This window comes from Pseudoselenomonas ruminantium (assembly GCF_900113715.1).
GTDB lineage: Bacteria > Bacillota > Negativicutes > Selenomonadales > Selenomonadaceae > Selenomonas_A > Selenomonas_A caprae.
Genome location: NZ_FOQK01000018.1, coordinates 39,025 through 62,479 on the forward strand (window position 1 = coordinate 39,025; position 23,455 = coordinate 62,479).

General features: G+C 53.9%; 25 protein-coding genes and 5 tRNA genes. 22 read left to right on the plus strand and 8 right to left on the minus strand.

Annotation, left to right across the window (positions count from 1 at the left end; translation table 11 throughout):
* Positions 1-9 precede the first annotated feature (9 nt).
* Entirely contained in the window at positions 10-435 is a 426-nt protein-coding gene (locus BM181_RS10050) for a hypothetical protein (RefSeq protein WP_075444576.1), read from the plus strand.
* A 66-nt stretch (positions 436-501) separates the two neighbouring features.
* Here BM181_RS10050 and BM181_RS10055 read toward each other — a convergent pair whose 3' ends face one another.
* The 6 genes from BM181_RS10055 to dhaL form a co-directional block, all read right to left on the minus strand.
* Entirely contained in the window at positions 502-1,260 is a 759-nt protein-coding gene (locus BM181_RS10055) for a sulfite exporter TauE/SafE family protein (RefSeq protein ID WP_075444578.1), read from the minus strand.
* A gap of 135 nt (positions 1,261-1,395) precedes the next feature.
* Positions 1,396-1,470, minus strand: a tRNA-Glu gene (locus BM181_RS10060).
* A gap of 4 nt (positions 1,471-1,474) precedes the next feature.
* Positions 1,475-1,549 (minus strand) — tRNA-Glu (locus BM181_RS10065).
* Positions 1,550-1,553: 4 nt separating this feature from the next.
* A tRNA-Glu gene (locus BM181_RS10070) sits at positions 1,554-1,628 on the minus strand.
* A gap of 24 nt (positions 1,629-1,652) precedes the next feature.
* Positions 1,653-3,113 carry a glutamate--tRNA ligase gene (gene gltX / locus BM181_RS10075; RefSeq protein WP_075444580.1) on the minus strand — a complete coding sequence of 487 codons (1,461 nt, stop codon included), beginning with the start codon at positions 3,111-3,113 and terminating at the stop codon, positions 1,653-1,655.
* A gap of 129 nt (positions 3,114-3,242) precedes the next feature.
* Positions 3,243-3,866, minus strand: a complete 624-nt coding sequence (gene dhaL / locus BM181_RS10080) for a dihydroxyacetone kinase subunit DhaL (protein WP_075444582.1) — start codon at positions 3,864-3,866, stop codon at positions 3,243-3,245.
* Between the two features lie 316 nt (positions 3,867-4,182).
* Here dhaL and BM181_RS10085 point away from each other — a divergent pair, with 316 nt between their 5' ends.
* From BM181_RS10085 to sstT, 6 genes are all read left to right on the plus strand, one after another.
* Positions 4,183-5,094, plus strand: a complete 912-nt coding sequence (locus BM181_RS10085) for a LysR family transcriptional regulator (RefSeq protein WP_075444584.1) — start codon at positions 4,183-4,185, stop codon at positions 5,092-5,094.
* Positions 5,095-5,490 (plus strand): thioesterase family protein, encoded by a 396-nt coding sequence (locus tag BM181_RS10090; protein WP_075444586.1) that lies wholly within the window; start codon positions 5,095-5,097, stop codon positions 5,488-5,490.
* Positions 5,491-5,631: 141 nt separating this feature from the next.
* Positions 5,632-6,324, plus strand: a complete 693-nt coding sequence (locus BM181_RS10095; protein ID WP_075444588.1) for a response regulator transcription factor — start codon at positions 5,632-5,634, stop codon at positions 6,322-6,324.
* Entirely contained in the window at positions 6,308-7,783 is a 1,476-nt protein-coding gene (locus BM181_RS10100) for a sensor histidine kinase (protein ID WP_075444590.1), read from the plus strand. Before BM181_RS10095 ends, BM181_RS10100 begins: the two co-directional genes overlap by 17 nt.
* A 5-nt stretch (positions 7,784-7,788) precedes the next feature.
* On the plus strand, positions 7,789-8,643 hold the full coding sequence (gene rfbD / locus BM181_RS10105) for a dTDP-4-dehydrorhamnose reductase (RefSeq protein WP_075444592.1): 855 nt from the start codon (positions 7,789-7,791) through the stop codon (positions 8,641-8,643).
* A gap of 201 nt (positions 8,644-8,844) precedes the next feature.
* A complete protein-coding gene (sstT, locus tag BM181_RS10110) occupies positions 8,845-10,110 on the plus strand; it encodes a serine/threonine transporter SstT (protein WP_075444594.1) in 1,266 nt (421 codons plus the stop codon).
* Between the two features lie 128 nt (positions 10,111-10,238).
* On the opposite strand, the gene BM181_RS10115 is transcribed toward sstT, so the two are convergent.
* Together BM181_RS10115 and BM181_RS10120 are read right to left on the minus strand one after the other, a co-directional pair.
* Positions 10,239-10,329: transfer RNA gene (locus tag BM181_RS10115), tRNA-Ser, on the minus strand.
* Positions 10,330-10,340: 11 nt separating this feature from the next.
* A tRNA-Ser gene (locus tag BM181_RS10120) sits at positions 10,341-10,429 on the minus strand.
* A gap of 120 nt (positions 10,430-10,549) precedes the next feature.
* Between BM181_RS10120 and murI the strand changes: the two genes are divergently transcribed.
* The 15 genes from murI to queF all read left to right on the plus strand — a co-directional run bounded on the left by murI (position 10,550) and on the right by queF (position 23,430).
* Positions 10,550-11,329 carry a glutamate racemase gene (gene murI / locus BM181_RS10125; protein WP_075444596.1) on the plus strand — a complete coding sequence of 260 codons (780 nt, stop codon included), beginning with the start codon at positions 10,550-10,552 and terminating at the stop codon, positions 11,327-11,329.
* Positions 11,330-11,416: 87 nt separating this feature from the next.
* On the plus strand, positions 11,417-11,848 hold the full coding sequence (locus BM181_RS10130; RefSeq protein ID WP_075444598.1) for an acyl-CoA thioesterase: 432 nt from the start codon (positions 11,417-11,419) through the stop codon (positions 11,846-11,848).
* Between the two features lie 26 nt (positions 11,849-11,874).
* The gene (locus BM181_RS10135) at positions 11,875-12,426 is read left to right on the plus strand and encodes a hypothetical protein (RefSeq protein WP_082336263.1); all 552 of its coding nucleotides are present in this window, start codon (positions 11,875-11,877) and stop codon (positions 12,424-12,426) included.
* A 14-nt stretch (positions 12,427-12,440) separates the two neighbouring features.
* Positions 12,441-13,100, plus strand: a complete 660-nt coding sequence (locus BM181_RS10140) for a coenzyme F420-0:L-glutamate ligase (protein WP_075444602.1) — start codon at positions 12,441-12,443, stop codon at positions 13,098-13,100.
* A 50-nt stretch (positions 13,101-13,150) separates the two neighbouring features.
* Positions 13,151-13,897: a ribonuclease PH gene (gene rph, locus BM181_RS10145; RefSeq protein WP_075444604.1), complete on the plus strand. Its 747-nt coding sequence runs from the start codon at positions 13,151-13,153 to the stop codon at positions 13,895-13,897.
* A 20-nt stretch (positions 13,898-13,917) separates the two neighbouring features.
* Positions 13,918-14,517: an RdgB/HAM1 family non-canonical purine NTP pyrophosphatase gene (rdgB, locus tag BM181_RS10150; RefSeq protein WP_075444606.1), complete on the plus strand. Its 600-nt coding sequence runs from the start codon at positions 13,918-13,920 to the stop codon at positions 14,515-14,517.
* On the plus strand, positions 14,514-14,996 hold the full coding sequence (locus tag BM181_RS10155) for a metallophosphoesterase family protein (RefSeq protein ID WP_075444608.1): 483 nt from the start codon (positions 14,514-14,516) through the stop codon (positions 14,994-14,996). Before rdgB ends, BM181_RS10155 begins: the two co-directional genes overlap by 4 nt.
* 275 nt (positions 14,997-15,271) lie before the next feature.
* On the plus strand, positions 15,272-16,114 hold the full coding sequence (locus tag BM181_RS10160) for a fumarate hydratase (protein WP_075444617.1): 843 nt from the start codon (positions 15,272-15,274) through the stop codon (positions 16,112-16,114).
* Between the two features lie 23 nt (positions 16,115-16,137).
* Positions 16,138-16,704 (plus strand): Fe-S-containing hydro-lyase, encoded by a 567-nt coding sequence (locus BM181_RS10165; RefSeq protein ID WP_075444619.1) that lies wholly within the window; start codon positions 16,138-16,140, stop codon positions 16,702-16,704.
* Between the two features lie 33 nt (positions 16,705-16,737).
* Positions 16,738-17,364: a succinate dehydrogenase/fumarate reductase transmembrane subunit gene (locus BM181_RS10170; RefSeq protein WP_075444620.1), complete on the plus strand. Its 627-nt coding sequence runs from the start codon at positions 16,738-16,740 to the stop codon at positions 17,362-17,364.
* A gap of 32 nt (positions 17,365-17,396) precedes the next feature.
* Positions 17,397-19,304, plus strand: coding sequence for a succinate dehydrogenase flavoprotein subunit (sdhA, locus tag BM181_RS10175; RefSeq protein ID WP_075444621.1), 1,908 nt, complete (start codon positions 17,397-17,399; stop codon positions 19,302-19,304).
* A gap of 18 nt (positions 19,305-19,322) precedes the next feature.
* The gene (gene sdhB / locus BM181_RS10180; protein WP_074513728.1) at positions 19,323-20,075 is read left to right on the plus strand and encodes a succinate dehydrogenase iron-sulfur subunit; all 753 of its coding nucleotides are present in this window, start codon (positions 19,323-19,325) and stop codon (positions 20,073-20,075) included.
* Positions 20,076-20,562: 487 nt separating this feature from the next.
* Positions 20,563-21,072: a methyl-accepting chemotaxis protein gene (locus BM181_RS15860; protein ID WP_256211353.1), complete on the plus strand. Its 510-nt coding sequence runs from the start codon at positions 20,563-20,565 to the stop codon at positions 21,070-21,072.
* 163 nt (positions 21,073-21,235) lie between these two features.
* Positions 21,236-22,936, plus strand: a complete 1,701-nt coding sequence (locus BM181_RS10190) for a putative bifunctional diguanylate cyclase/phosphodiesterase (RefSeq protein WP_075444625.1) — start codon at positions 21,236-21,238, stop codon at positions 22,934-22,936.
* The gene (gene queF, locus BM181_RS10195; RefSeq protein WP_075444627.1) at positions 22,936-23,430 is read left to right on the plus strand and encodes a preQ(1) synthase; all 495 of its coding nucleotides are present in this window, start codon (positions 22,936-22,938) and stop codon (positions 23,428-23,430) included. The genes BM181_RS10190 and queF overlap by 1 nt, the downstream gene beginning before the upstream one ends.
* Positions 23,431-23,455: the final 25 nt, after the last annotated feature.

The window sequence follows — 23,455 nt, forward strand, 5'->3', positions numbered from 1 at the left end:
CTGAAACAGATGAATAAGAAAGCAGCAGCATTTGAAGCGTATTTGAAGGAAAAAGATATCATGGTCTTTGCCGAGGAAGAATTGAAGGGGGACAGCCAGCATACTGTTGTGTTCCGCTCCCATATCACTACGGAAGGGCAGCAACTCCCGACGGTTGTAATCCTGGATGATTCTATATTCGCTTTAGTGCGGGTGCAGATTATGTCCCAAGCTTTATCGGAAGAGAATCAGTTGGAACTCTTAAAGATGGTTAATGAAGAATCAGCTGGTTACAAGCCGTTCAAATTGTATCTGAACAAAGAAGGAGACTTGTTGCTGGATGTATGCTTGACCATTGAAGACGAGCTGCATGGCGATAGTATTTATGCTATGTTTGCGTTGATCATTGATTATCTGAATTCGAATTATCGCAAATTCATGAAACGCATTTGGTAACGGCCGATACCAAAAGACGTGTTGCCCCTATGACGGTAAAAGTCAGGGGGCAACACGTCTTTTCTGTTAGTGAAAGAGTATCATAGTAATGCCGCCGATAGTTGGCAGGGCGACGATGGCGGCTTTGAGGAGGGGGAGTGGTGCAAGGTGTGTGCCTTTGGCGCCGAACCAGGCACCAAGCATCAGACCGGCTAGTGTCTGGATGAAAATCATGAAGTCGAGGCGGTCGTTGAACAGGTAGCCAAGTCCGCCGGCGGCGGAGATCGGCAGGATGATCATCATGCAGGTGCCGATGGTCTGCAGCAGGGGCACGCCGAAGATGACCATGAGGGCCAGCTGGATATAGGCGGCTGCACCGATGCCGAAGGCACCGGAGAGAAAGCCTGTGATGATGCCTGTGATAAGGCCGTAGATCCAGAGCTTGTGACCGGTCAGGAGCTCGCTGCGCATCGGTGTATGGGCTGCAAGCCATTTGTCATGGTAGAGCTTGATATAGAGGATGATGGCGCTGGAAAACAGCATGAGGCCTGTAATCTCGCTGAGGAAATCAGCGGGCATCTTATTGGAGACGTTGGCGCCGATAAAAGCGCCGCTGATGCCGCCAAGGCCGATGATGGCACCGGTCTTGACGATGACTTCCTTCTGCCGGAAGTGGCTGATGGTGCCTGAGAGCATCGTGAAGACCATCGAGGCCAGTGCGACGGCCAGTGCCGTGTGGATCGGGACATGGAAGCCGACGGTCAGCAGCGTGATGGTGACGCCGGCACCGCCAGCGCCGACGAAACCGATGACAGCACCGAGCAGCAGCATGGAGAAAAATAACATGGATGGAGTCACAGCCTTTCTATAAGGGTACAGTATTACACTTCATTATAAGAGCTGGGGATGAAATGTCAAATCCGTGGGCTGCTGCTGCATGCAACAAAAAAGCCAGGATATATATCCTGGCTTGTGATTTCCTGGTGACACCTATGGGATTCGAACCCATGAACCCGGCGTGAGAGGCCGGTGTCTTAACCACTTGACGAAGGTGCCGATTTGGTGACCCCTATGGGATTCGAACCCATGAACCCGGCGTGAGAGGCCGGTGTCTTAACCACTTGACGAAGGTGCCGATTTGGTGACGCCTATGGGATTCGAACCCATGAACCCGGCGTGAGAGGCCGGTGTCTTAACCACTTGACGAAGGCGCCACGTAACAGACATGATTTATTATATTACATGTTTTGCAAATTTGCAAGGCTTTTTTTCAATCTTTCTAAAGAAATTTTCTTGCCCAGCAAAGAAAGCAGCTCGGTAGCGCCACCTGGCGTTACTTTCTGGCCAGCGACGGCAATGCGCAGCACCCACATCACAAGGCCTTTCTTGAGTTCGTTCTCCTCGATGAAGGCTTCGAGTTTTGCGTAGAGGTTGTCGTTGTTCCAGTCTGCTTCGTCCACCTTCTCGATGAGTCCGATGAGCGTCGGCAGCAATTCGGCAGCTTTTTCTACCGTTACCTTGTTGCGCTTGTTGACATAGAGCTCAGCATCAAAGGCCGGCATATCGATGAGGAAGCTGATCTCGCCAGCAATCTCGCCAAAGCGCGTGAGGCGCGTCTTGAGGAGGGCAGCGAGGTCATCCCAGTTGGCTGCAAGGTTTTCCGGCAGCTCGCCAGCAAATTTGCGGGCCATACCAGCAAAGGTTTTGTCGTCCATGGCTTTGAAGTATTCGCCGTTGATCCAGCCGAGCTTGTCGTAGTCAAAGACTGCTGGCGACTTGGAAAGACCGTCGAGGCTGAAATGCTCGATGAGTTCGTCCATCGAGAAGATTTCCTGGTTGGTCGTCTTCGGGTTCCAGCCGAGCAGGGCCACGTAGTTGACGATGGCTTCCGGCAGGTAGCCCATGTTGACGAGGTCGTCGAAGGACGTAGCACCATGACGTTTCGAGAGCTTGGAGACGGAGCCGTCTTCGTTCTTGCCCATGACCGGTGCGAGGTGGATGAACGTCGGGACTTCCCAGCCGTAAGCTTGATAGAGCAGGTTGTACTTCGGCGTGGAGGTGATGAACTCAGCGCCGCGCATGATGTGAGTGATGCCCATCAGATGGTCGTCGATGACGTTGGCGAAGTTGTACGTCGGCATGCCGTCGCGTTTGAGGAGAACCTGATCTTCCAGCTCTTCGTTCGGGATCGTGATGTTGCCATGCAGTACGTCGAAGAAGGTCGTCTCGCCCGTCAGCGGCATTTTCTGGCGGATGACATAGGGATCGCCATTTTTGAGATGCTCGTCGATGACCTCCTGCGGCAGGTCGCGGCAGGTGCGGTCATAGCCGCCGAACTGGCCGACGGAGTGATCCTCGTTTGGATCGCAGAAGCAGTAGTAAGCGTGGCCGCTCTTGACGAGCTCTTCGGCGTATTTCTTGTAGATGTCCATGCGCTCGCTCTGGATGTAGGGGCCGCAGTCGCCGCCGATGTCCGGGCCTTCGTCTGGGACGATCTTGGCGAGCTCGAGCGTGCGGTTGATGAAGTCGACAGCATCTGCGACATAGCGCGTGCGGTCGGTATCCTCGATGCGCAGGATGAAGTCACCCTTCTGTGCCTTGGCGTAGAGGTAGCCATAAAGCGCGGTGCGCAGGTTGCCGATGTGCATGTAACCCGTCGGGCTCGGGGCAAAACGGGTGCGGACTCTCTGTTCAGTCAATGTTGTTTCCTCCTATTTATACAATCCTGTATTGCGTCGAAATTTCTTCTATGAGTATACTACAAACCCGTGAGACGGGCAAACAAAAACCTTCTCCGCGGCGTTGCCAGGGAGAAGGCTGGTTCGTGCTTAGTTTTTCAGGAACTGATACAGGGCACGGTACATGATCATGGAGCTTACAGCTCCCGGGTCTTCAAAGCCGATGCTGCGCTCGCCAACGAGGCTGGCACGGCCTTTGCGGGCAGCGATGGTCTTGGTGTAGTTGACGCCCTCGCAAGCGGCTTTGGAAGCCTCCTGCAGGACCTCGAACAGTGTCTTGCCCTGGGCGTTTTCCGGCAGGAAGCATTCATGGATCGGAATCAGCGTGTCGAGCATGGTCTTGTCGCCCTTTTCCGCCCGGCCGCGTTTCTGGATGGCTTCAATGGCTGCACGCAGAAGTTTTTCCATGCTGACGACATTCATATGCGTGTCCTCGTCACAGGCTTCCCCGGCCCGGACGAAGCCTGCACCGTAGAGCGGGCCGGCAGCGCCGCCGACGTTGTGGATCAGCGCCTTGCCGATGGCCTGGAGAACCGGGCCGGGCTTGGAGGTGTCATCCATTTCTTCGACGACTTCCTGCGCGGCACGGAAGCCGCGGGCCATGTTCAAGCCGTGATCGCCATCGCCAGTCTTGGCATCAAGGTCCGTGAGGTAATCCTTCTGAGCGATGATAGCAGCGGCAACGGCATCCAATGCATCTTTGATTCTGGTCATTCGAAAACTCCTTTATCGTAATCGGTTCATTTAAATAGTATGTATCTATTGTGTGGAGAACAATAGAATGTGAATTGGTAAATTTTCCTCATAATATTATAGCATGCGATAGCTAAATCACAAGTGTGAATTGACAGAAATATGGGATAAGAGTTACAGCTTTACAATCTGTTGGTGTGTAAACTTTGTTCGTACTATGAAATTCCGGTAAAATTATTTGCCTATTTCGGAGGAGAAAAGTATAATAGAACTAACCATAGTATACCTACTATAAAATAAGAGTATACCAATAGGGAGAGCAAGAAAGAGGATTGTTATGGAAATCAAGGATATGAGAGCGTTCTATGCCATCGTCGAGGAGGGCAATATCAGTCACGCAGCCCAGCGGCTAGATATTGCCCAGCCGGCATTGTCGCGGCAGATGAAGCGCCTGGAGACGGCACTGGGGGTTCAGCTCTTCGAGCGCGGCAGCCGCCGCATCCGCTTGACGGATGCAGGCCGGGTCATGTATTCGCGGGTAGAGCATATTCTCGGGATGGTTGATGGCACGGTGCGCGAGATCACGGAAATCGGTTCAGGGGTGGCTGGTTCTATCCGTATCGGCACGATCACTTCGTCGGGGGCCATGCTGCTGCCGGAGCTCATCACGGAGTTCCATGCGCGGTATCCGAATGTCAACTACCAGATCTGGGAGGCCGAAGGATCGCGGATCCTGGAGCTGCTGGATAACCGTGTCATCGAGATCGGCGTGACGCGTACCCAGGTCGATTCGAAGGTCTACGAATCGATTGTCCTGCCCAATGAGCCCTTTGTGGTGATTATGAACAAGAACGACGAGATTGGCGAGGCCAGTGACCGGGTTCGCATGGAGGAGCTCAAGGATGCGCCGATCATCATTCCTTTGCGCTGGCAGTCGATTTTCGTGTCGAACTGCCGCAAGCTGGGCTTCGAGCCCAATGTGGTCTGTGTCAGCGACAGCATCGTGCAGGATCTCCTGCTGGCCAAGATGGATATGGGCTATGCGCTGGTGCCGATTTCGTCGAAGAATCTGCTGACGGATGGCAATCTGATCTATAAGAAACTGGTAGAGCCGGAGATGAGCACGCATACGGTGGTGGCTTGGCTCAAGAACCGCACGCTGTCTTCGTCGAGCGCGCATCTCATCGATCTGTTCCGGGAAATGTATCTGAGCGAGGGCTGTGAGGCCGTCGATGGAGGCGAATGGTAAATGGAACTGACGGAAATCAAGACGGGAATCAGCAATACGGTAGAGGAAAAGGTCACGGCTGCCAATACGGCGGCCGCCATGGGCAGCGGCAGCCTGCCAGTCTACGCGACGCCGGCCATGACCTGCTTGATGGAGAAGGCAGCGACTGAGGCAGTGGAAGCGCTGCTGCCTGAGGGCTGGACGAGCGTAGGCATTTCGCTATCAGTCCAGCATAAGGCGGCGACGCCGGTCGGGCTTACGGTACGTGCTGAAGCTGAGGTCACTGCGGTGGAGGGCCGCAAGATCACTTTTGCTGTCCGCGCTTTTGATGAGCGCGAGGAAATCGGCTGCGGCATCCACGAGCGGTTTGCTGTGCAGCAGGAAAAGTTCGTGAGCAAAGCCGCTGCGAAGGTCTGAGCCGCTGCGGGGGTTATATTTGAATTAGAAATGGAAGGCAGGGGTTTAATTTCCCTGTCTTTCGTTATATCATAGTAATAGACTATATTAGAAACATTATGTGATGGCTGTGATCACGTAGATTCCGGAGGTAGTTTTAGTATGACGAATACACGTATTTTTATTGTTGAGGATGAACGAAGGATTGCGCGTTTTCTGCAGATTGAGCTTGAACATGAAGGTTATGAGACGGAGACAGAGGAGAACGGCCTGCGGGCTTTTGAGCGCATTGCGCAGGAGGACTACGACCTCGTGCTGCTCGACATCATGCTGCCCGATATGGACGGCATGACAGTCTGCCGCAAGGTGCGTGAGATTTCGGATATTCCCATCATCATGCTGACGGCCCGGGATGATGTCGAGGACAAGGTGAACGGTCTCGACATCGGTGCCGATGACTATATGACGAAACCATTTGCCATCCAGGAACTGCTGGCACGCGTCCGCAATGCCCTGCGCAAGCCGCGCGCTGATGGCCGCGAGGTGAGCCTCGAGGGAGAGAAGCTTCAGGTCCGTGATCTCATCATGTACCCGAGCCGCTATGAGGTACGCGTCAAGGGCGAGGAAGTCCAGCTGACGAAAAAAGAATATTCGCTGCTCGAGTACCTGCTGCGCAATAAACGCAATGTGCTTACGCGTGACCAGATCCTGCAGGAAGTATGGGGGTATGATTACACGGGAGACACGAACGTTGTCGATGTCTATATCCGTTACCTGCGGGCTAAGATTGACGATCATTTCGATGATAAATACATCTTTACTGTCCGAGGCGTAGGATATGCGATCAAGGATTAAAGCTTGGCTGCGTCATCCGGAGATGATGTTCAACCGGCTGCGTTATGCGCGGATTTCGACGAAAATCACTTGTTTCTATGCGTCGGTCCTGTTGCTTGTGCTGATTCTTACCAGTGTGCTGACAGGACTCGGCGTTTATTTTTCGTTTTACCACCAAGCTGAGGTGGAAATCGAGATCAGCATGAATCATGTACTCGAGCGCATGCGGCAGGGGCGCCCCATGGGGGACAGCTTCTGGCGGGATGATCCGGTCATGCCTGGCGTAGTGCTGCGCATCACGGATCTGTCGGGACAGGTCGTCTATGAAAACGATGCCCGCTATCCGTCCCTGCAGCGCATCGAGGGAAGCTCGGTGAAGAATCCGCCATTCTGGGCCAACAAGAATATGCAGGTTGCTGAGGTTCGCAATATGACCATCTATCATGCCAAGATGGATGTCGAGTACCAGGGGCAGATCTATCAGCTGCATTTCTTCAAGACCATAACGGCCGAAAAACATTTCCTGGAGACGCTGCAGAAAATTCTATTCCTCATGACGATATTGGGCTTTCTGCTGGCTCTGCTCGCTGGCTATTTCGTCAGCAAGCGCATCCTGCTGCCCATCCGCGAGATGACGGCTACGGCGCGCAAGATCGAGGTCGAGAAGATGGACCGCCGCATCACGGTGCCGCCGGCCCGTGATGAGCTCTCGGAGCTTGCCGATACGTTCAACCATATGCTCGAGCGCTTGGAGATAGGCTTCAAGCAGCAGCAGCGGTTTGTATCGGATGCCTCCCATGAGCTGCGCACGCCGGTCACGGTCATCCTAGGTTACTCAGATCTGTTGTCGCGCTGGGGACGCTCGGACAAGGAAGTGCTTGATGAGGGGATTTCGTCGATACGCTCGGAGGCCGAGGACATGCAGCAATTGATCGAGAAGCTGCTGTTTTTGGCGCGTGCCGATCAGAAGCGGCAGGTACTCCATAAGGAGCGCATCGAATTGTCAGAGCTCGTCGAGGATGTCATGCGCAAGATGAAGCTGGTGACCAAGACCCATTCGGTGGATCTGCTCCAGAACGACGAGGGTGTCATCTATGCCGATCAGGTCACGATGCGGCAGATGATGCGCATCTTCTTGGAAAACAGTGTGAAGTATACGCCACAGGGCGGACATATCACGGCCAGAGCGCGCCGCCTGCCGGATGGCGGCCATATCATGCTGGAATTGGCCGATGACGGTATCGGTATCGCCAAAGAAGACCAGCAGCGGGTATTCGAGCGGTTCTACCGTGTGGATGCGTCACGTACGAAGGCTGACGGTGGGGTCAGCGGTACGGGACTGGGCCTGTCGATCGCCAGCTGGATCTGTGAGCAGCACGGCATCGAGATTTCTATGGAGAGCGCACTCGGCAAGGGAACGAAGATGCTCTTGAAGATACCGCTGGCGGGGGAGAAGCCGCCGGCAGAGAGAAAGGATTAGGAAGCATGAAAGTATTGGTTACAGGTGTGACGGGGCAGCTTGGCTATGACTGCGTGCAGGAGCTGGAACGCCGTGGCATCGAGGTGAGGGGCGTAGCAAGCCGGGATTTTTCGCTGACGGATCATGCCGCAGCGAAACGGTATATCGAAACCTATCGCCCGGATGTGATTATCCATTGTGCTGCATACACGGCTGTGGACAAGGCTGAGGATGAGCAGGAAATCTGCGAGGCGATCAATGCGGAGGGCACGCGCAATCTGGCGAAGATCGCGCAGGAGCTGGCGGCAAAGATGATCTACATCAGCACGGACTACGTATTCCCCGGAGATGGTGAAAGGTTCTATGAGCCGGCAGACAAGAAAGAGCCGCAGAATGCCTATGGCCTGTCCAAGCTCCACGGCGAAGAAGCTGTGCAGGAGCTCGTGGAGAAATACTTCATTGTCCGCATTTCGTGGGTGTTCGGCATCAATGGCCGGAATTTCATCCGCACGATGCTGAAGCTGGCGGAAACCCATGATACGCTGACGGTTGTCGACGATCAGATCGGCTCCCCAACCTATACGCATGACTTGGCTGTACTGCTGGCTGATATGGCCCAGAGCGATAAGTACGGCGTCTATCATGCTACGAATGAAGGGGTCTGCTCCTGGGCTGAGCTGGCGGCAGAGACGTTTCGTCAGGCGGGGCGCAAGGTGACGGTCACGCCGGTACCTTCCTCGGCTTATCCGACGAAGGCTGTGCGCCCCAAGAATTCGCGCATGAGCAAGGATTGCCTTGAGGCGGCGGGGTTCCATCGCCTGCCGGCCTGGCAGGATGCTGTGGGCCGCTACCTGCACGAACTTAACAGTAAATCAGAATAAATACTTAATATGTCCATGATATACGCACATATCCCAAAGATATGTGCGTATTTTAGTACACAATATAAATAGTTCACTCTAGGAAAACATTTTTACTGAAATATCTTGCAAGGGTGTAAAGTTTGATGTATACTAACATATGTATTCCTAGCATAGACGGACTGATTTTACGTAATAAGAGTTGTAAGGGAGATGTTTCTGATGTCCAACCAGTTGAAGAAAATTGGTAGAAAGTATCAGGAAACGGCATTGATCAAATTGATTGCCGTAGGCCTGGTCATAGGTATTATCCTGGCGGTAGCCGCACCACAGACGGTGCCGGTCATCGCCATCTTCGGCGATCTGTTTGTACGCGCATTGAAGGGCGTAGCCCCGATCCTCGTCTTTGTGCTGGTCATGAATGCGATGGCACAGAAGAATGCTGATGCGAGTGCTTCGATGCGCCCGATTGTCAAGCTCTATGTGATTGCTACTTTCCTGGCGTCGCTGGTAGCGGTTGGCTTTTCCTTTGCCTTCCCGACCAGCCTGCAGCTGCAGATGGCTGATGCCAAGCTCGCGCCACCGAGTGGCATCCTGGAAGTCCTGCACAATCTGATCCTGAGCGTGGTGGACAATCCGATCCATGCAATCGCTTCGGCTAACTACATCGGTATCCTGGCTTGGGGTGTCCTCTGTGGCGTTGCTTTGCACAGCGCTTCTGATACCACGAAAGTCATGATCAATGATCTGGCGAAAACGGTAACGAAAATCGTCCAGTGGGTTATCCGCTTTGCACCGTTCGGTATCATGGGCCTCGTTGCCAATGCGATCGGGGAAAGCGGTCTTGGGGCACTCTTGGGCTATGTCCAGCTGCTCGGCGTGCTGCTCGGTGCCTTCTTCTCGGTGGCACTCATCATGAATCCGCTGATCGTCTATGCGCATATCCACCGCAATCCGTTCCCGCTGGTTTGGACGACGCTGCGGGAAAGCGGTATCTATGCCTTCTTCACCCGCAGCTCAGCTGCTAATATCCCGGTGAATCTGTCGCTCTGCAAGCGCCTGCGCCTCGATGAGGATACCTATTCGATTTCGATCCCGCTGGGGGCGACAATCAATATGAGCGGTGCGGCTATCACCATTGCAGTGTTGTCGCTGGCGGCAGCTCATACGCTGGCCCTTGACATTGACATGCCGACGGCGCTGCTGCTCTGCATCATCGCGACGGTTGGTGCCTGCGGTGCATCCGGTGTCGCTGGTGGTTCGCTGCTGCTGATTCCGGTAGCCTGCTCGTCCTTCGGTATCGGCAACGACATCGCCATGCAGGTCGTTGGCGTCGGTTTCATCATCGGTGTGCTGCAGGATTCCTGTGAGACGGCCCTCAACAGCTCCAGTGATGTCCTGTTCACCGCTACGGCAGAGTTTGCCAAACGGGCAAAAGCTGGCACGCTGACCGCAGATGACATGGTTCCAGCTGTGGATGAAGACTGAGTGAAAAGAAAAGCATGTGTCAACCGCCTGTCCAGGGGGATCCTTGGGCAGGCGGTTTTGCTATCGGGAAAGCAGGATATGGATGCAGCAAAAAACGCCAGGTTTGAAACCTGGCGTTGCTTTTCATATGGCGGAGTGGAGAGGATTCGAACCTCCGCACCGGTTACCCAGCCTAACGATTTAGCAAACCGTCCTCTTCAGCCTCTTGAGTACCACTCCATGTATTTATATGGCGGAGAGGGTGGGATTCGAACCCACGCACCTGTTACAGCCTACCGGTTTTCAAGACCGGACTCTTCAACCACTTGAGTACCTCTCCATAATGAACAGATATATTATAGCAGGAATGCGGATATCTTGTCAAACAAGTAGCAGATTGCTATAATAGCCATTGGATTATTTTTATGTATGTTATAGATGCGTTTTAGGAGCTGAGTGCATGAAAATCGCATTTTTTGATTCAGGAGTTGGCGGCTTATCGGTGCTGCATCACGCGATGAAGGTCCTGCCGCATGAGCAGTTCGTTTTTTTTGCTGATGAGGATAATGTTCCATACGGAACCAAGAGCAAGGAACAGGTCCGTGATTTCGTGGCGGGCGCCTTTGATTTCCTTATGACGAAGGATGTCAAGGCGATCGTCACGGCCTGCAATACGGCGACGTCGGTGGCAGTGGCAGAGATGCGCCGCCGCTACGATATCCCCATCATCGGGATGGAGCCGGCGGCTAAGAAGGCGCTGGATATGGATGGCGAGCATCGGGTCTTGGTGACGGCAACGCCTATAACGGTGAAGGGCCGCAAGATGGAACTGCTCATCGAGAAGGTCGATAAAGACCATCTCGTTGACCGGCTGGCACTGCCGGAGCTGGTGGAGTTTGCAGAGCGCCAGGAGTTTGAGTCACAGGCGGTGACGGACTATCTGGTCAGTCAGTTCGCACCCTTTGACTTCAGTGAGTACTCGGCTTTGGTCCTGGGCTGCACGCATTTCAACTATTTCAAGGATACGATGCGCCGCCTGCTGCCGGATAATGTGGCGTTTGTCGACGGCAACGAGGGGACGGTGCGCGAGCTCATACGGCGGCTCAAGGAGCGCAACCAATTGGAAGACCAGAGGCAGACCGTGGAGTATTATTATTCGGGCCGGATGGTCAAGGAAGCAGCGGAACTTGACCGCTTGCAGGCGTATCTGCGGCGGTTGGACAAGATGTATAGGATTTGACTTGACTTTAGACGGCAATTGTTCTAGGCTATACATTGTGTATTTCATTTATTAATGAAAGAAAATTTTTCCGTTGGGAGGGATTGTATGCCGGTCATTACGGAACATCACGTGAATTTCTACGACACGGATGCGATGGCGGTCGTACATCATTCGAACTACATCCGCTGGTTTGAGATTGGCCGTGTGGAGTATCTGCGGTCCATCGGCATCACGCTGGGCGAGCTGATGGAGGATGGTTTCGTGTTTCCAATCACGGACGTCCGGGCCAAGTACGTATCGCCGGGCAAGTTTGACGATGTCGTGCTCATCGAGACGACACCGACGGCGCTGACAAAGGCCAAGATGGCCTTTGATTACCGCATCATCCGCAAGGCCGATGGCGAGGTCATGGTAACCGGCCATTCCCAGAATGTGTTTACCAGTCAGGAAACAGGACGCATCACCCGTTTGCCGGAAAAATATTATAGTATATTAGCGGCAGCCATGGCAAAAGAGAAAGCCATGCAGCCGCAATAAGCATCTGGATTTTAGGAGGAATCATTGTGACAATCGTTTACGTTATCGTTGGTCTGATTGTTCTGGCTGCAGTGGCCGCTAAACTCTATCTCGCAGCTGCCGGTATCGAGGACATCCGTGTGGACACGAGTGCACCGGTCGTTGTTGAGGCGCAGGATGACAATAGCATCGTGCTGTCGAAGAAGCTGAACTTCTATAATGAAGGCAAGCAGTGTGCGACCATCATGGATGCAATCTGCCGTTCACAGCTGCCCTATGAGCAGTATGACGGCATCGAGGTTCGTGGCAAGGCAGAGCGCGAAGGGGAGGTCCGTGAGGATGACTACTTCGAGGCTGTGCTGATCCAGAAAAAGGGCGATGTCCATGCTGAGGACAAGCTGAATATCTTCGCGAAAGTCAAGCTGACGCCGCGCAAGGGCCAGGATCTCAAGACGGCGCTTTCGCATATGGTTGACCTGCCGCTGGATTTCATCTGGATGGAGACGGGCCGCACGCCGTGGCATTACCGCAAGATCCGTCTGGTGTTCACGGCTGAAGAGATTGCCCAGCTGGCAGGCGTCCAGCTGGTACAGGACTAAGGAGGTAGCGAGCAATGGCAGAAGAATTAGAACTCATCCCGGTGCCGACGCGCATCCTGACAGAAAAAGACGATATCGTTGATGCAATCGAGCGTTATACGAAAGACAAGATTGGCGAGAATGATCTGCTCTGCTGCGCAGAGAGTGTCGTGGCCATCACGCAGGGACGTTACGTACGTCCGGAGGATCTCAAGATCAGCCGCGTGGCACAGTTTTGCTGCCGCTTCATCCCCGACTATGGTTCGCTGGCATCGCCCCATGGCATGCAGTCGCTGATGGATGTCGAGGGCAAGTGGCGTGTGGCCTTTGCGCTGTTTGCTGGCTTCATTGCCAAGATCTTTGGCAAGTCCGGCATGTTCTATGTCTGGGGCGGCAAAGAGACGGCTATGATCGATGACGTTACGGGCACGATGCCGCCGTTTGACAAATGCATCGTCTACGGCCCGGGCGAGCCTAATGAGGTCGTAAAGAAGATCCAGCAGCGTCTCGGCTGCTTCGGGGCGATGATCGCCGATGTCAATGACCTCAAGCGTTCGCGTGTGGTCGGTGTCACGGATAAGGTCGATGGCCCGAAGGCTGCACAACTCTTGATCGATAACCCGTTCGGCAATGCTTCCCAGAAGACGCCGATCTGCATCATCAAGAACTATCGCCAGTATCAAGAAAAGAATTGAAGATGAAGAACCTCCCCGCAGGGGGAGGTTTTTTTGACAGGAGGGATATCATGCAACGCATAGACCGGCGGAGCGCGGACCAGCTCCGTCCATATACGATACATCGTCATTTCCAGAAATATCCGGCCGGTTCGGTGCTCATCGAGATGGGCAACACGAAGGTCATTTGTGCCGCAACGGTCGAGGACAGGGTGCCGTTCTTCCTAAAGGGGACCGGCGAGGGGTGGATCACAGCCGAATACTCGCTGCTGCCGAGCGCCACAGGCACACGCACGCAGCGTGAAGCCGTGCGTGGCAAGCAGTCGGGCCGCACACAGGAAATCGAGCGGCTGATTGGCCGCAGCCTGCGCTCGGTGGTCGATACGAAAGCCATCGGCGAGCGCACCATCATGATCGACTGCGATGTCATCCAGGCGGATGGCGGTACGCGTACGGCGTCGATCACCGGTGCCTTTGTCGCTTTGGTGGAGGCTTGTGCCTCCTTTTACGTGAAAGGCAACATCTTCCCGGTCAAGGACTTCGTTTCGGCCATCAGTGTCGGTATCAGCCACGAAAACGAGCCGATACTCGATCTTTGCTACGAGGAGGATTCGCAGGCTATCGTCGATATGAATGTCGTTATGACTGGTGAGGGCAAATTCGTTGAGGTTCAAGGTACTGGTGAGGGCAGGCCGTTTTCTCATGCGGAACTTGGCGCTTTGCTGCAGCTTGGCGAGAAGGGGTGCCGTGAACTCATTTCGTATCAGAAGGATGTGCTGGGCGGCCAGCTTGTCTGGCTGGTCGGCCGTGAAGGATGAAAGCAATGGGGAGGAAATCCATGCAGAAAATCGTGATTGCAACCAAGAATCCAGGCAAGGTGCGCGAGATGGCGGCGGCGCTCAGCGCGCTGCCGTTTGATGTCGTATCGCTCGCGGAGTTCGGCGAGCTGCCAGATGCCATCGAGGATGGCAAGACGTTCGCTGAGAATGCGCTCATCAAAGCGGCTTATTATCAGCAGCAGACGGGCTGTGCCTGCATTGCTGATGATTCGGGGCTGGAGATTGCAGTGCTGGATGGTGCGCCAGGCATCCATTCGGCTCGTTTCGCCGGCTTCCATGCCGATGATGCGACCAACAATGCGAAGATGGTTGAAGAGCTGCAGCGCGCTGGTGTCAGCGAATCGGCAGCCGATTACCGCTGTGCTATCGCCTTCGTGGATGAGGATGGGGCGGTGCTGACGGCTGAGGGACGCTGCGATGGGCAGATAAAGCTCACGCCGCGCGGCACGAATGGCTTTGGCTATGATCCGTATTTCTATCCGCAGGAATATCCGGGCCGTACGATGGCTGAGCTCACGCTGGCAGAAAAACAGCAGATCAGCCATCGCGGCAAGGCACTCAAGGTGTTAGCGCAAAAGCTGGAGGCAGGACAGGAATGAAAATCGGAATCGTAAGCGATAGCCATGGGGACACCCAGGCACTGGACCTGATGCTGGCCAATCCGGAAGCCCAGGAGGTAGAGGGGTGGTTCTTTGCCGGTGATATCGCCATGGACGCGGGATATCTGGCGATGGTCACGCAGCTGCCTGTGGCGAAGGTGGCTGGCAACAATGACTGGCCATATACGAGCCTTGAGGATGCCCTCGTGACGGAGATCGAGGGACACCGCATTCTGCTGACCCATGGTCATCTCTACGGTGTGCAGTTCTCTACGGATATGCTGGTGCAGGCAGCGGCTGCGCAGCAGGCAGATATCGCCATATATGGCCATACGCACGTCGCGGATATCCAGCCGGGCGAGGTCACGGTGCTCAATCCTGGCAGTATTGCCCGGCCGCGAGATGCGGCCAAAGGGTCATTCATGGTGGCGGAGCTGCAGGCTGATTGCGAGCCGGTTGTGAAGCTTATACGGATATAAATATTTTAAATTCTGCAATAATCCAGCAATAAAAAAAACGAATTTTTTTTTTACGAAAATAAAAATTACAGCAGGAATTTTCCCGTAAATCGCTAATATACTAATTGATGTGATAGTTGTCACGCGCGTCTCCATGGGAACTGGGGTAAAAAGTGAACTGGGTTCACTATTTATGCGGGTTTGCGGCACTTTTCCTTTCGCTTGAAAGGGGCGAAAAAATGTGCTATGATGAACCCACAGATGTGTGATAAGTTGTATTTATGGGAGGGATTACTTTGCGAGAAATTGACGCAAAACAAATCACGGAAACCGTAGCACAGATGTGCAAAGAGGCAGCTTATTATCTGCCGAAGGACGTTTACGAAGGCCTCAAACGCGGCCGTGAGACGGAGAAATCTCCGGTCGGTCAGAACGTCCTCGACCAGATTATCAAGAATGCTGAGATTGCACGCGCTGAGGATCGTCCGTACTGCCAGGATACTGGCATGACGATCGTCTTCCTCGAAGTGGGCCAGGACCTGCACATCACGGGTGGCCAGCTTGAGGATGCCATCAATGCCGGTATTGCCAAAGGCTATACTGAGGGCTATCTGCGCAAATCTGTCGTTGCTGAGCCGCTGTTCAATCGTGTCAATACGAAGGACAACACGCCGGGCGTCATCTACACGAAGATCGTGCCGGGCGATAAGCTCAAGATCACGGTAGCACCGAAAGGCTTCGGTTCGGAGAACAAATCCGGCGTCAAGATGCTGGTTCCGGCCGATGGTGTTGAGGGTGTCAAGAAGGCTGTCATGGACATCATCCTGCATGCCAGCATGAACCCGTGCCCGCCGATGGTTGTCGGTGTAGGCATCGGCGGCACCATGGATCGTGCCGCACTCCTTTCCAAGAAGGCTCTGACCCGTTCCATCGATGAGCGCAATCCGATGCCGGAATACGCAAAACTCGAGGGCGAACTCCTGGAACTCATCAATCAGACGGGTATCGGACCGCAGCTCGGCGGTACGACCTCTGCACTCGCTGTCAACGTCGAGTGGGGCCCGACGCATATCGCAGGCCTGCCGGTCGCTGTAACGATCTGCTGCCATGCCATGCGCCATGCATCGCGTACGCTTTGATTTGAGGATAGGAGGAAACAGAAATGGCAGAACCAATTAAAATCCAGACTCCGTTTACGGAAGAGATGTCCCGCAAGCTGCATGTCGGTGATGCGGTACTTATCAGCGGCACGATCATCGCTGCCCGCGATGCTGCGCACAAGGCTATGACTGAGGCGCTCGCACGCGGCGAGGAGCTGCCGGTTGATTGGAAGAATCAGATGGTTTATTATCTCGGACCGACGCCGGCAAAACCGGGTGATCCGATTGGCTCCTGCGGCCCGACGACTTCTGGCCGTATGGATGCTTATACGCCGACGATGCTCGACCAGGGCATCAAGGGCATGATCGGCAAGGGCTCCCGTTCGGCTGCTGTTGTCGAGTCGATGAAGAAGAATGGTGTAACGTATTTTGCTGCTGTCGGCGGCGCCGCTGCCCTGATCGCAAAATCCGTCAAGAAGTATGAAGTCCTCGCTTACCCGGAGCTTGGCCCGGAGGCTGTAGCAGCTCTTACGGTTGAGGATTTCCCGGCTATTGTCGTCATTGACTGTGAAGGCAATAACCTTTACGAGACGAACCAGGCGAAGTATCGTACGCTGAAAGGCTACTGATAGGGGTAAAGGAATTATTTTAGGAGGTACAGAATGTTCCACACAACTTTTTATCTGCGTCGTTTGCATTCTTTAGTGGGTCTCCTGGTGCTCGGTATCGTTCTCTTTGAGCATATCTTCACCAACTCGATGGCCCTCGGCGGCGCTCCGGCACTCAATGGTGCACTTGCTATGATGGAGCTCATCCCGAAACCGATCTTCCTCGGTCTTGAGGTGTTCGGCATTGCCGTTCCGCTCCTGTTCCATGCCATCTATGGCGTTTACATTGCCCTGCAGGCTAACAACAACCCGGGCCGTTTCGGATATATCCGCAACTGGCAGTTCGCGCTCCAGCGCTGGACGGCATGGTTCCTCGTTGTGTTCCTCGTATGGCATGTATTCTATCTCCGTGTATTTACGAAGGGCATCAGCGGCACGCCGATTTCCTATGAGCTTCTCCAGAGCTACTTTGTCGGTCATCCGATCTATGCTCTGCTGTATATCCTTGGCATGTTTGCAGCTATCTTCCATTTCTGCAATGGTATCACGACCTTCTGCATGACCTGGGGTATCGCTAAGGGCCCGCGCATCCAGAACGTCATCAGCGTTTGCAGCATGGGTCTTTGTGCTCTTCTCTGCCTGGTTACGCTGGTATTCATGGGCAGCTACTTCGTGATGTAAGTGGAAGCTTAGCAAAGTAAAGGAGAATTTCAATGGCTAATAAACCTGAAAATAAGATTATTGTCGTAGGCGGCGGCCTTTCGGGCCTCATGGCTGCGCTGAAAATCTGCGAAGGCGGCGGCAAAGTAGACCTGTTCTCTTACTGCCCGGTAAAACGCTCCCATTCCCTGTGCGCACAGGGCGGCATGAACGCCTGCATGGATACGAAGGGTGAGCATGACTCCGTCTATGAGCATTTCGATGACACCGTATATGGCGGTGACTTCCTCGCTGACCAGCTGGCTGTAAAAGGCATGGTTGAGGCAGCTCCGAAACTTGTCAAGATGTTCGACCGCATGGGCGTACCGTTCACGCGTACGGCTGAAGGCGTTCTCGACCTCCGTAACTTCGGTGGTCAGAAAAACAAACGTACGGTATTCGCCGGCTCCACGACGGGCCAGCAGCTCCTCTATGCTCTCGATGAGCAGGTCCGCCGCTGGGAAGTCAAGGGTGGCGTCAAGAAATATGAGTTCTGGGAATTCATCAAGATCATCAAGAACAAAGATGGTATCTGCCGTGGTATCGTTGCCCAGAACATGAACTCCAACGAGATCGTTTCGTTCCCGGCTGATGTCGTCATCCTGGCAACGGGCGGCCCTGGCCAAGTATATGGCCGCTGCACGGCTTCCACGATCTGCAACGGTTCGGCAGTATCGGCTGTTTATCAGCAGGGTGCAGAGATCGGCAACCCGGAGTTCCTGCAGATCCATCCGACGGCAATCCCGGGCTCGGACAAGAACCGCCTGATGTCGGAGGCTTGCCGTGGCGAGGGTGGCCGCGTATGGGTTTACCGCGAGAATCCGGAGACCCACGAGAAAGAGCGCTGGTACTTCCTCGAGGATATGTATCCGGCATACGGCAACCTCGTACCGCGTGACGTTGCTTCCCGTGCTATCTACAAAGTCGTTGTCCACATGGGCCTCGGCATGCAGAACCCGAACCGCGTATACCTCGACCTCTCCCATATCCCGGCTGATTACCTCGAGCGCAAACTCGGCGGTATCCTCGAGATGTATGATGACTTCGTAGGTAAAGATCCGCGCAAAGTACCGATGGAGATCTTCCCGTCCATCCATTATTCCATGGGCGGCATCTGGGTTGACCGTGAGCATCATACGAACATCCCGGGCCTCATGGCTTCCGGCGAGTGTGACTACCAGTATCACGGTGCAAACCGTCTGGGTGCAAACTCCCTGCTGTCGGCTACGTACTCCGGTACGATCTCCGGCCCAGAGTCCCTGCGTCTTGCCCGCAGCGGCAAGCTCGGCGATGCCCTCACGGAGGCAGAGCTCGAGGCAGCTCGCAAAGAGTGCGTAGAGGAATTCGACCGTATCCGCAATATGAACGGTCCGGAGAACGCACATCAGATGCATCACGAGCTCGGCGATATCATGTACAAATATGTATCGGTTGAGCGTGATAACAACGGCCTCAAACAGTGCATGAAAGAACTCCATGCACTGCTCAAACGCTGGGATAACATCGGCGTTACGGACCATGGCAACTGGGCAAACCAGGAGGCTATGTTCGTTCGCCAGCTCCGCAATATGATCATCTATGCAATGGCTATCACGAAGTCCGCTCTGCTGCGTGACGAGAGCCGTGGTGCCCATGCGAAGATCGTCCTCAAATCCGACTATGAGCAGTGGGATGATGCGAAGAAGAAGGCCTTCGACGAGAAGACCGGCGCATATCATTTCGATGCTGAGACGGGCCGCGCTATGACGGATGATGGCAATGACGACCTCGTATTCTTTGGCCGTGACGATGAGAAATTCATGTACACGACCGTCGTTTCCTTCGATGCTGCTAACAGCGAGCCGGAGGTTTCCTATCGTGAGTTCGAGCATTCTCTCATCAAGCCGCGTCTGCGCAACTACGCCGTAGCTAAGAAAGAGTAATGAGGGAGGACAAATAGAATGGCAGAACAGAAGAAAGTCAGACTCGTTATCGAACGCCAGGACGGCCCGAATGACAAGCCGTACACGCAGGAGTTCGAAGTAGATTATCGTCCGGGCCTCAACATCGTTGCCGCCCTGATGGAAATCCAGAAAAATCCGGTGACCGTAGACGGCAAGAAAGTCGCTCCGGTTGTCTGGGAATGCAACTGCCTCGAGAAAGTCTGCGGCGCTTGCATGATGGTCATCAACGGCAAAGCCCGTCAGGCTTGCTGCTCGCTGGTTGATAACCTTGAGCAGCCAATCCATCTGGCTCCAGCACGCACGTTCCCGGTTATCCGCGATCTCTTGATTGATCGTTCCGTTATGTTTGAGAGTCTCAAACGCATCCATGGTTGGATTGAAGTCGATGGTACCTGGGACGTCAAAGATGCACCTATCCAGAATCCGCATACGGCTGAGACCGCTTATGAGATTTCGCATTGCATGACCTGCGGTTGCTGCCTCGAGGCATGCCCGAATGTTGGTCCGCAGTCCGACTTCATCGGACCGTCTCCGACGGTACAGGCATATCTCTTCAATCTCCATCCGCTCGGGAAGTTCGATGCTCCGACGCGTCTGAACGCCCTGATGGAAAAAGGCGGCATCACGAGCTGCGGCAACAGCCAGAACTGTGTCGAGGCTTGCCCGAAGAACATCAAGCTCACGACGTATCTCGCGCAGCTTAACCGCGATGTCAACAAACAGGCTCTCAAGAACATTTTCAACAAATAAAGATTGTGTTCATCCGACTCCGGCAGATTTCTGCCGGAGTTTTTGCATTTTATGGTATTTTTTTGCGCAAAGAAGAGGAAAACAGTTATCATAGCGCGAACTATTAAAGGAATAAGGAAAGGATACAAAATTTTAGGGAGGAATATAAATGGCTTTTCCAGAGATGTTCAAATCCGATGAAGATGTGTTGCAGGCATTCAAGGTTGTGATTCCGTATATCAACCAGATCGTTCGTGAGGACGTAGTCATCGGTCTTACGAATCTTACCGAGTATATCGATTATGTACCGGGCAAAAAGCTTGATATCAAGATCACACCGGGTATGCCCATCAGCAATATACCGACGATCCAGGAATGCATCAAGTATGATCGCGTTACCTATGATGACCAGGATGCGAGTGTCTATGGTGTGCCCATCAAGACTATATTCACGCCAATCCATGGCGTGAGTGGCAAAGTCATCGGAACCATCAGCACTGGTGTGGATATGGAGAGCAATCTTGCGCTGGTCCGCTCGATTGAGGATATTACCACAGCTACGCAGACGGTATATCAGGCCGTGGAACAGGTAGCCGAGAGTGCGGGCGAGCTGGCGAAATCGGGGCAGCAGTCGATCGAGCAGGCGAAGTTCCTGCAGGAGCGCAATTCGGAGACGCTCAAGGTCATCGACTTCATCACCAATATCGCTGGCCAGACGAACCTGTTGGGCCTTAATGCGGCAATCGAGGCGGCACGTGCTGGTGAGCAGGGCCGTGGCTTCGCTGTCGTGGCTGAGGAGGTAAGGAAGCTGGCAGAGCAGTCGCGCGAAGCTACGGAGAAGATCCAGGCGACGCTGGCGGAAATGAACAATGCGGTCAATGAGATTTCGCATACCATCGAGTCGACAGGTGCTATCAGCGAAGAGCAGGCTGCTTCGACGGAAGAGATCACGGCGCATCTGGCGCGGGTGACGAAAGCTGCCGAGCAGCTCAACAAGTTTATCGAGTTGTTCAAGTAAGTCCTGACATAGGTTGTGGGAGAGAAAAAGGGAGGGCGTAGCAGCGTGCGCCCTTTTTCTACCGCTGGAAGTGGCTTGCCCCCTGTCCTGTTTTGGTATATGATAGGAATATAGTGGGTAGGTTGCCCGAGGTTTGGTTTTAGGCAATTAGGATGATAAATGTATGAAGAAGAATAATCGTATCCCCTTAAGCCCCTGCTTGAAACGGTTCAAGTTTTATTTCGACCTCTTGAAGAAAACAACAAATGATTACTTGTTCTTTACGGACATACAAGAGAATATTGTCATGGTTTCACCGAATCTTGTCCAGGATTTCGACCTGCCGGGCGAGGTTATGGAGAACTTTGACCAATATTGGGGCCCGCTGGTCCATCCCGAGGAGCGGGAGGAGTATGCGGCCTTGGCCCATAATCTTGAGGCAGCGCAATGTGTCTTTGAGCATGCGGCCGAGTATCGCGTAAAGAGCCGTAAAGGTGAATATGTATGGATCCGCTGCCGTGGACGGGTAGGCGCTGATCGTGAGGGCCGGCCCAGTATGTTTGTAGGCATGATGTCGAGGATGGCACAGCGCAACCAGGCAGATGAGATCACAGGCTTGCTGAACAAATATCAATTCGAGCATGCGGTCAAGCTGGCTTTGGCAGAATACCGTGCGACTGGCGATGGCGGTGCAATCATGGTGTTTGGCCTGGATAACTTCAAGATCGTCAATGAGACGTATAACCGCCTGCTTGGCGATCAGGTGCTCAAGCGTGTAGCACGGGTGATTGCCAATGTCCTGCCGCCAGCCTTGACACTGTTCAAACTGGACGGCGATGAATTCGCCGTGATCTATCCCGGTGCTGGCGAAAAGGAAGTCGGCGAGATCTTTGCCAGCGTGCAGAGTGCGCTTTCGCGTCCGCAGGATATCGATGGGCATCAGTATTTCTGCACGGCCTCGTGCGGTACGGTATTCTATCCCACGGCGGGCAAGGACTACCTGGTGCTGCATAAGCATGCAGAGGCGGCCATGGATATCGCCAAGCGCGAGGGCAAGAACCGCAACGTGCTGTTCAGCAAGGAGGAGTACAACCGCTGGGTGCGCTCCATATCGATGCGCGACAGCCTATGGGAAAGCGTCGAAAATGGCTGTACGGGTTTCAGCTTGTTCTTCCAGCCACAGGTCAGCGCCGTCGAGCAGAAGATCATCGGTGCTGAGGCCCTGCTGCGCTGGAAGAATCCGAAGGGCCGCATGGTGGCGCCGATGGAGTTCATTCCCATTCTTGAAGAAACGAAGCTGATCATCCCCGTGGGCAAGTGGATCTTTGCGGAGGCGGTCCGCGTCTGCAAGCGCTGGCGCGAGGTGATCCCTGAGTTCCGCGTCAGCATCAATATGAGCTATGAGCAGGTCAAGGACCTGTCTTTCAAGAAGTTTGTAGCAGATTGCCTGCAGCGCTATGAGATGCCGCCGGAGGCAATCATCCTTGAGCTCACGGAAAGCAAGATCGTTGCGGACTGGAGCTTTGTCAACAAGCAGTTTGACGAATTCCGCCAGCAAGGACTGGCCATCGCGATGGATGACTTCGGCACGGGTTATAGCTCGCTGGCCTCGCTCAAGTATCTATCCTGCGATATCGTCAAGATTGACCGTGAGTTCGTCAAGAAAATACTCGAAAACGATTTTGACCGCCGTCTGGTCAAATACGTTGTCTCGCTCTGCCATAGCATCGGCATCAAATGCTGCATCGAGGGCGTCGAGGAACTGGCTGAGTATGAGCTGCTGACGAAGGAATGCCAGGCAGACTCCATCCAGGGGTATCTGTTTGGCCATCCGGAGAGCGTCGAGAATTTTGAAGAAAAGTTTTTACACATGGAGAAGAATTAATGTCACGCGATAAGAACGCTGAAGAGATCACCCTTCTTGGCAAGAAGAAGGTAAACTATCATTACGATTACTGCCCGGAAATCCTGGAGACCTTCCAGAACAAGCATCCGGAAAATGACTATTGGGTCAAGTTCAACTGTCCTGAATTCACAGCTTTGTGCCCGATAACAGGCCAGCCGGACTATGCGACCATCTACATCAGCTATGTGCCTGGTGAGCGCATGGTCGAAAGCAAATCGTTGAAGCTCTATCTGGTAAGCTTCCGCAATCATGGGGATTTCCATGAAGATGTCGTCAATGTCATCATGAAGGACCTCATAAAGCTCATGGATCCGAAATACATCGAGGTATGGGGAAAGTTCCTGCCACGCGGCGGCATCTCCATCGATCCGTATGCGAACTATGGCCGGCCGGGCACGAAGTACGAGCAGCTGGCTTGGCATCGTTTTGAGGAGCATGACCTCGTAGCCATGGATAAGGTCGATAACCGCTGAGGCGGTAGCAGAAGAAGGGAGCAAA

Bases quoted from the DNA above. Each gene is read 5' to 3' on its own strand.
- dhaL (WP_075444582.1), bottom strand. From the start codon at position 3,866: ATGACCAGAATCAAAGATGCATTGGATGCCGTTGCCGCTGCTATCATC.
- BM181_RS10130 (WP_075444598.1), top strand. From the start codon at position 11,417: ATGCCGGTCATTACGGAACATCACGTGAATTTCTACGACACGGATGCG.
- BM181_RS10140 (WP_075444602.1), top strand. From the start codon at position 12,441: ATGGCAGAAGAATTAGAACTCATCCCGGTGCCGACGCGCATCCTGACA.
- rfbD (WP_075444592.1), top strand. From the start codon at position 7,789: ATGAAAGTATTGGTTACAGGTGTGACGGGGCAGCTTGGCTATGACTGC.
- BM181_RS10095 (WP_075444588.1), top strand. From the start codon at position 5,632: ATGACGAATACACGTATTTTTATTGTTGAGGATGAACGAAGGATTGCG.
- queF (WP_075444627.1), top strand. From the start codon at position 22,936: ATGTCACGCGATAAGAACGCTGAAGAGATCACCCTTCTTGGCAAGAAG.
- BM181_RS10155 (WP_075444608.1), top strand. From the start codon at position 14,514: ATGAAAATCGGAATCGTAAGCGATAGCCATGGGGACACCCAGGCACTG.
- sstT (WP_075444594.1), top strand. From the start codon at position 8,845: ATGTCCAACCAGTTGAAGAAAATTGGTAGAAAGTATCAGGAAACGGCA.
- BM181_RS10055 (WP_075444578.1), bottom strand. From the start codon at position 1,260: ATGTTATTTTTCTCCATGCTGCTGCTCGGTGCTGTCATCGGTTTCGTC.
- sdhA (WP_075444621.1), top strand. From the start codon at position 17,397: ATGGCTAATAAACCTGAAAATAAGATTATTGTCGTAGGCGGCGGCCTT.
- BM181_RS10170 (WP_075444620.1), top strand. From the start codon at position 16,738: ATGTTCCACACAACTTTTTATCTGCGTCGTTTGCATTCTTTAGTGGGT.
- BM181_RS10190 (WP_075444625.1), top strand. From the start codon at position 21,236: ATGAAGAAGAATAATCGTATCCCCTTAAGCCCCTGCTTGAAACGGTTC.
- BM181_RS15860 (WP_256211353.1), top strand. From the start codon at position 20,563: ATGGAGAGCAATCTTGCGCTGGTCCGCTCGATTGAGGATATTACCACA.
- BM181_RS10085 (WP_075444584.1), top strand. From the start codon at position 4,183: ATGGAAATCAAGGATATGAGAGCGTTCTATGCCATCGTCGAGGAGGGC.
- BM181_RS10090 (WP_075444586.1), top strand. From the start codon at position 5,095: ATGGAACTGACGGAAATCAAGACGGGAATCAGCAATACGGTAGAGGAA.
- murI (WP_075444596.1), top strand. From the start codon at position 10,550: ATGAAAATCGCATTTTTTGATTCAGGAGTTGGCGGCTTATCGGTGCTG.
- BM181_RS10100 (WP_075444590.1), top strand. From the start codon at position 6,308: ATGCGATCAAGGATTAAAGCTTGGCTGCGTCATCCGGAGATGATGTTC.
- rdgB (WP_075444606.1), top strand. From the start codon at position 13,918: ATGCAGAAAATCGTGATTGCAACCAAGAATCCAGGCAAGGTGCGCGAG.
- BM181_RS10165 (WP_075444619.1), top strand. From the start codon at position 16,138: ATGGCAGAACCAATTAAAATCCAGACTCCGTTTACGGAAGAGATGTCC.
- sdhB (WP_074513728.1), top strand. From the start codon at position 19,323: ATGGCAGAACAGAAGAAAGTCAGACTCGTTATCGAACGCCAGGACGGC.
- rph (WP_075444604.1), top strand. From the start codon at position 13,151: ATGCAACGCATAGACCGGCGGAGCGCGGACCAGCTCCGTCCATATACG.
- BM181_RS10050 (WP_075444576.1), top strand. From the start codon at position 10: ATGAATAAGAAAGCAGCAGCATTTGAAGCGTATTTGAAGGAAAAAGAT.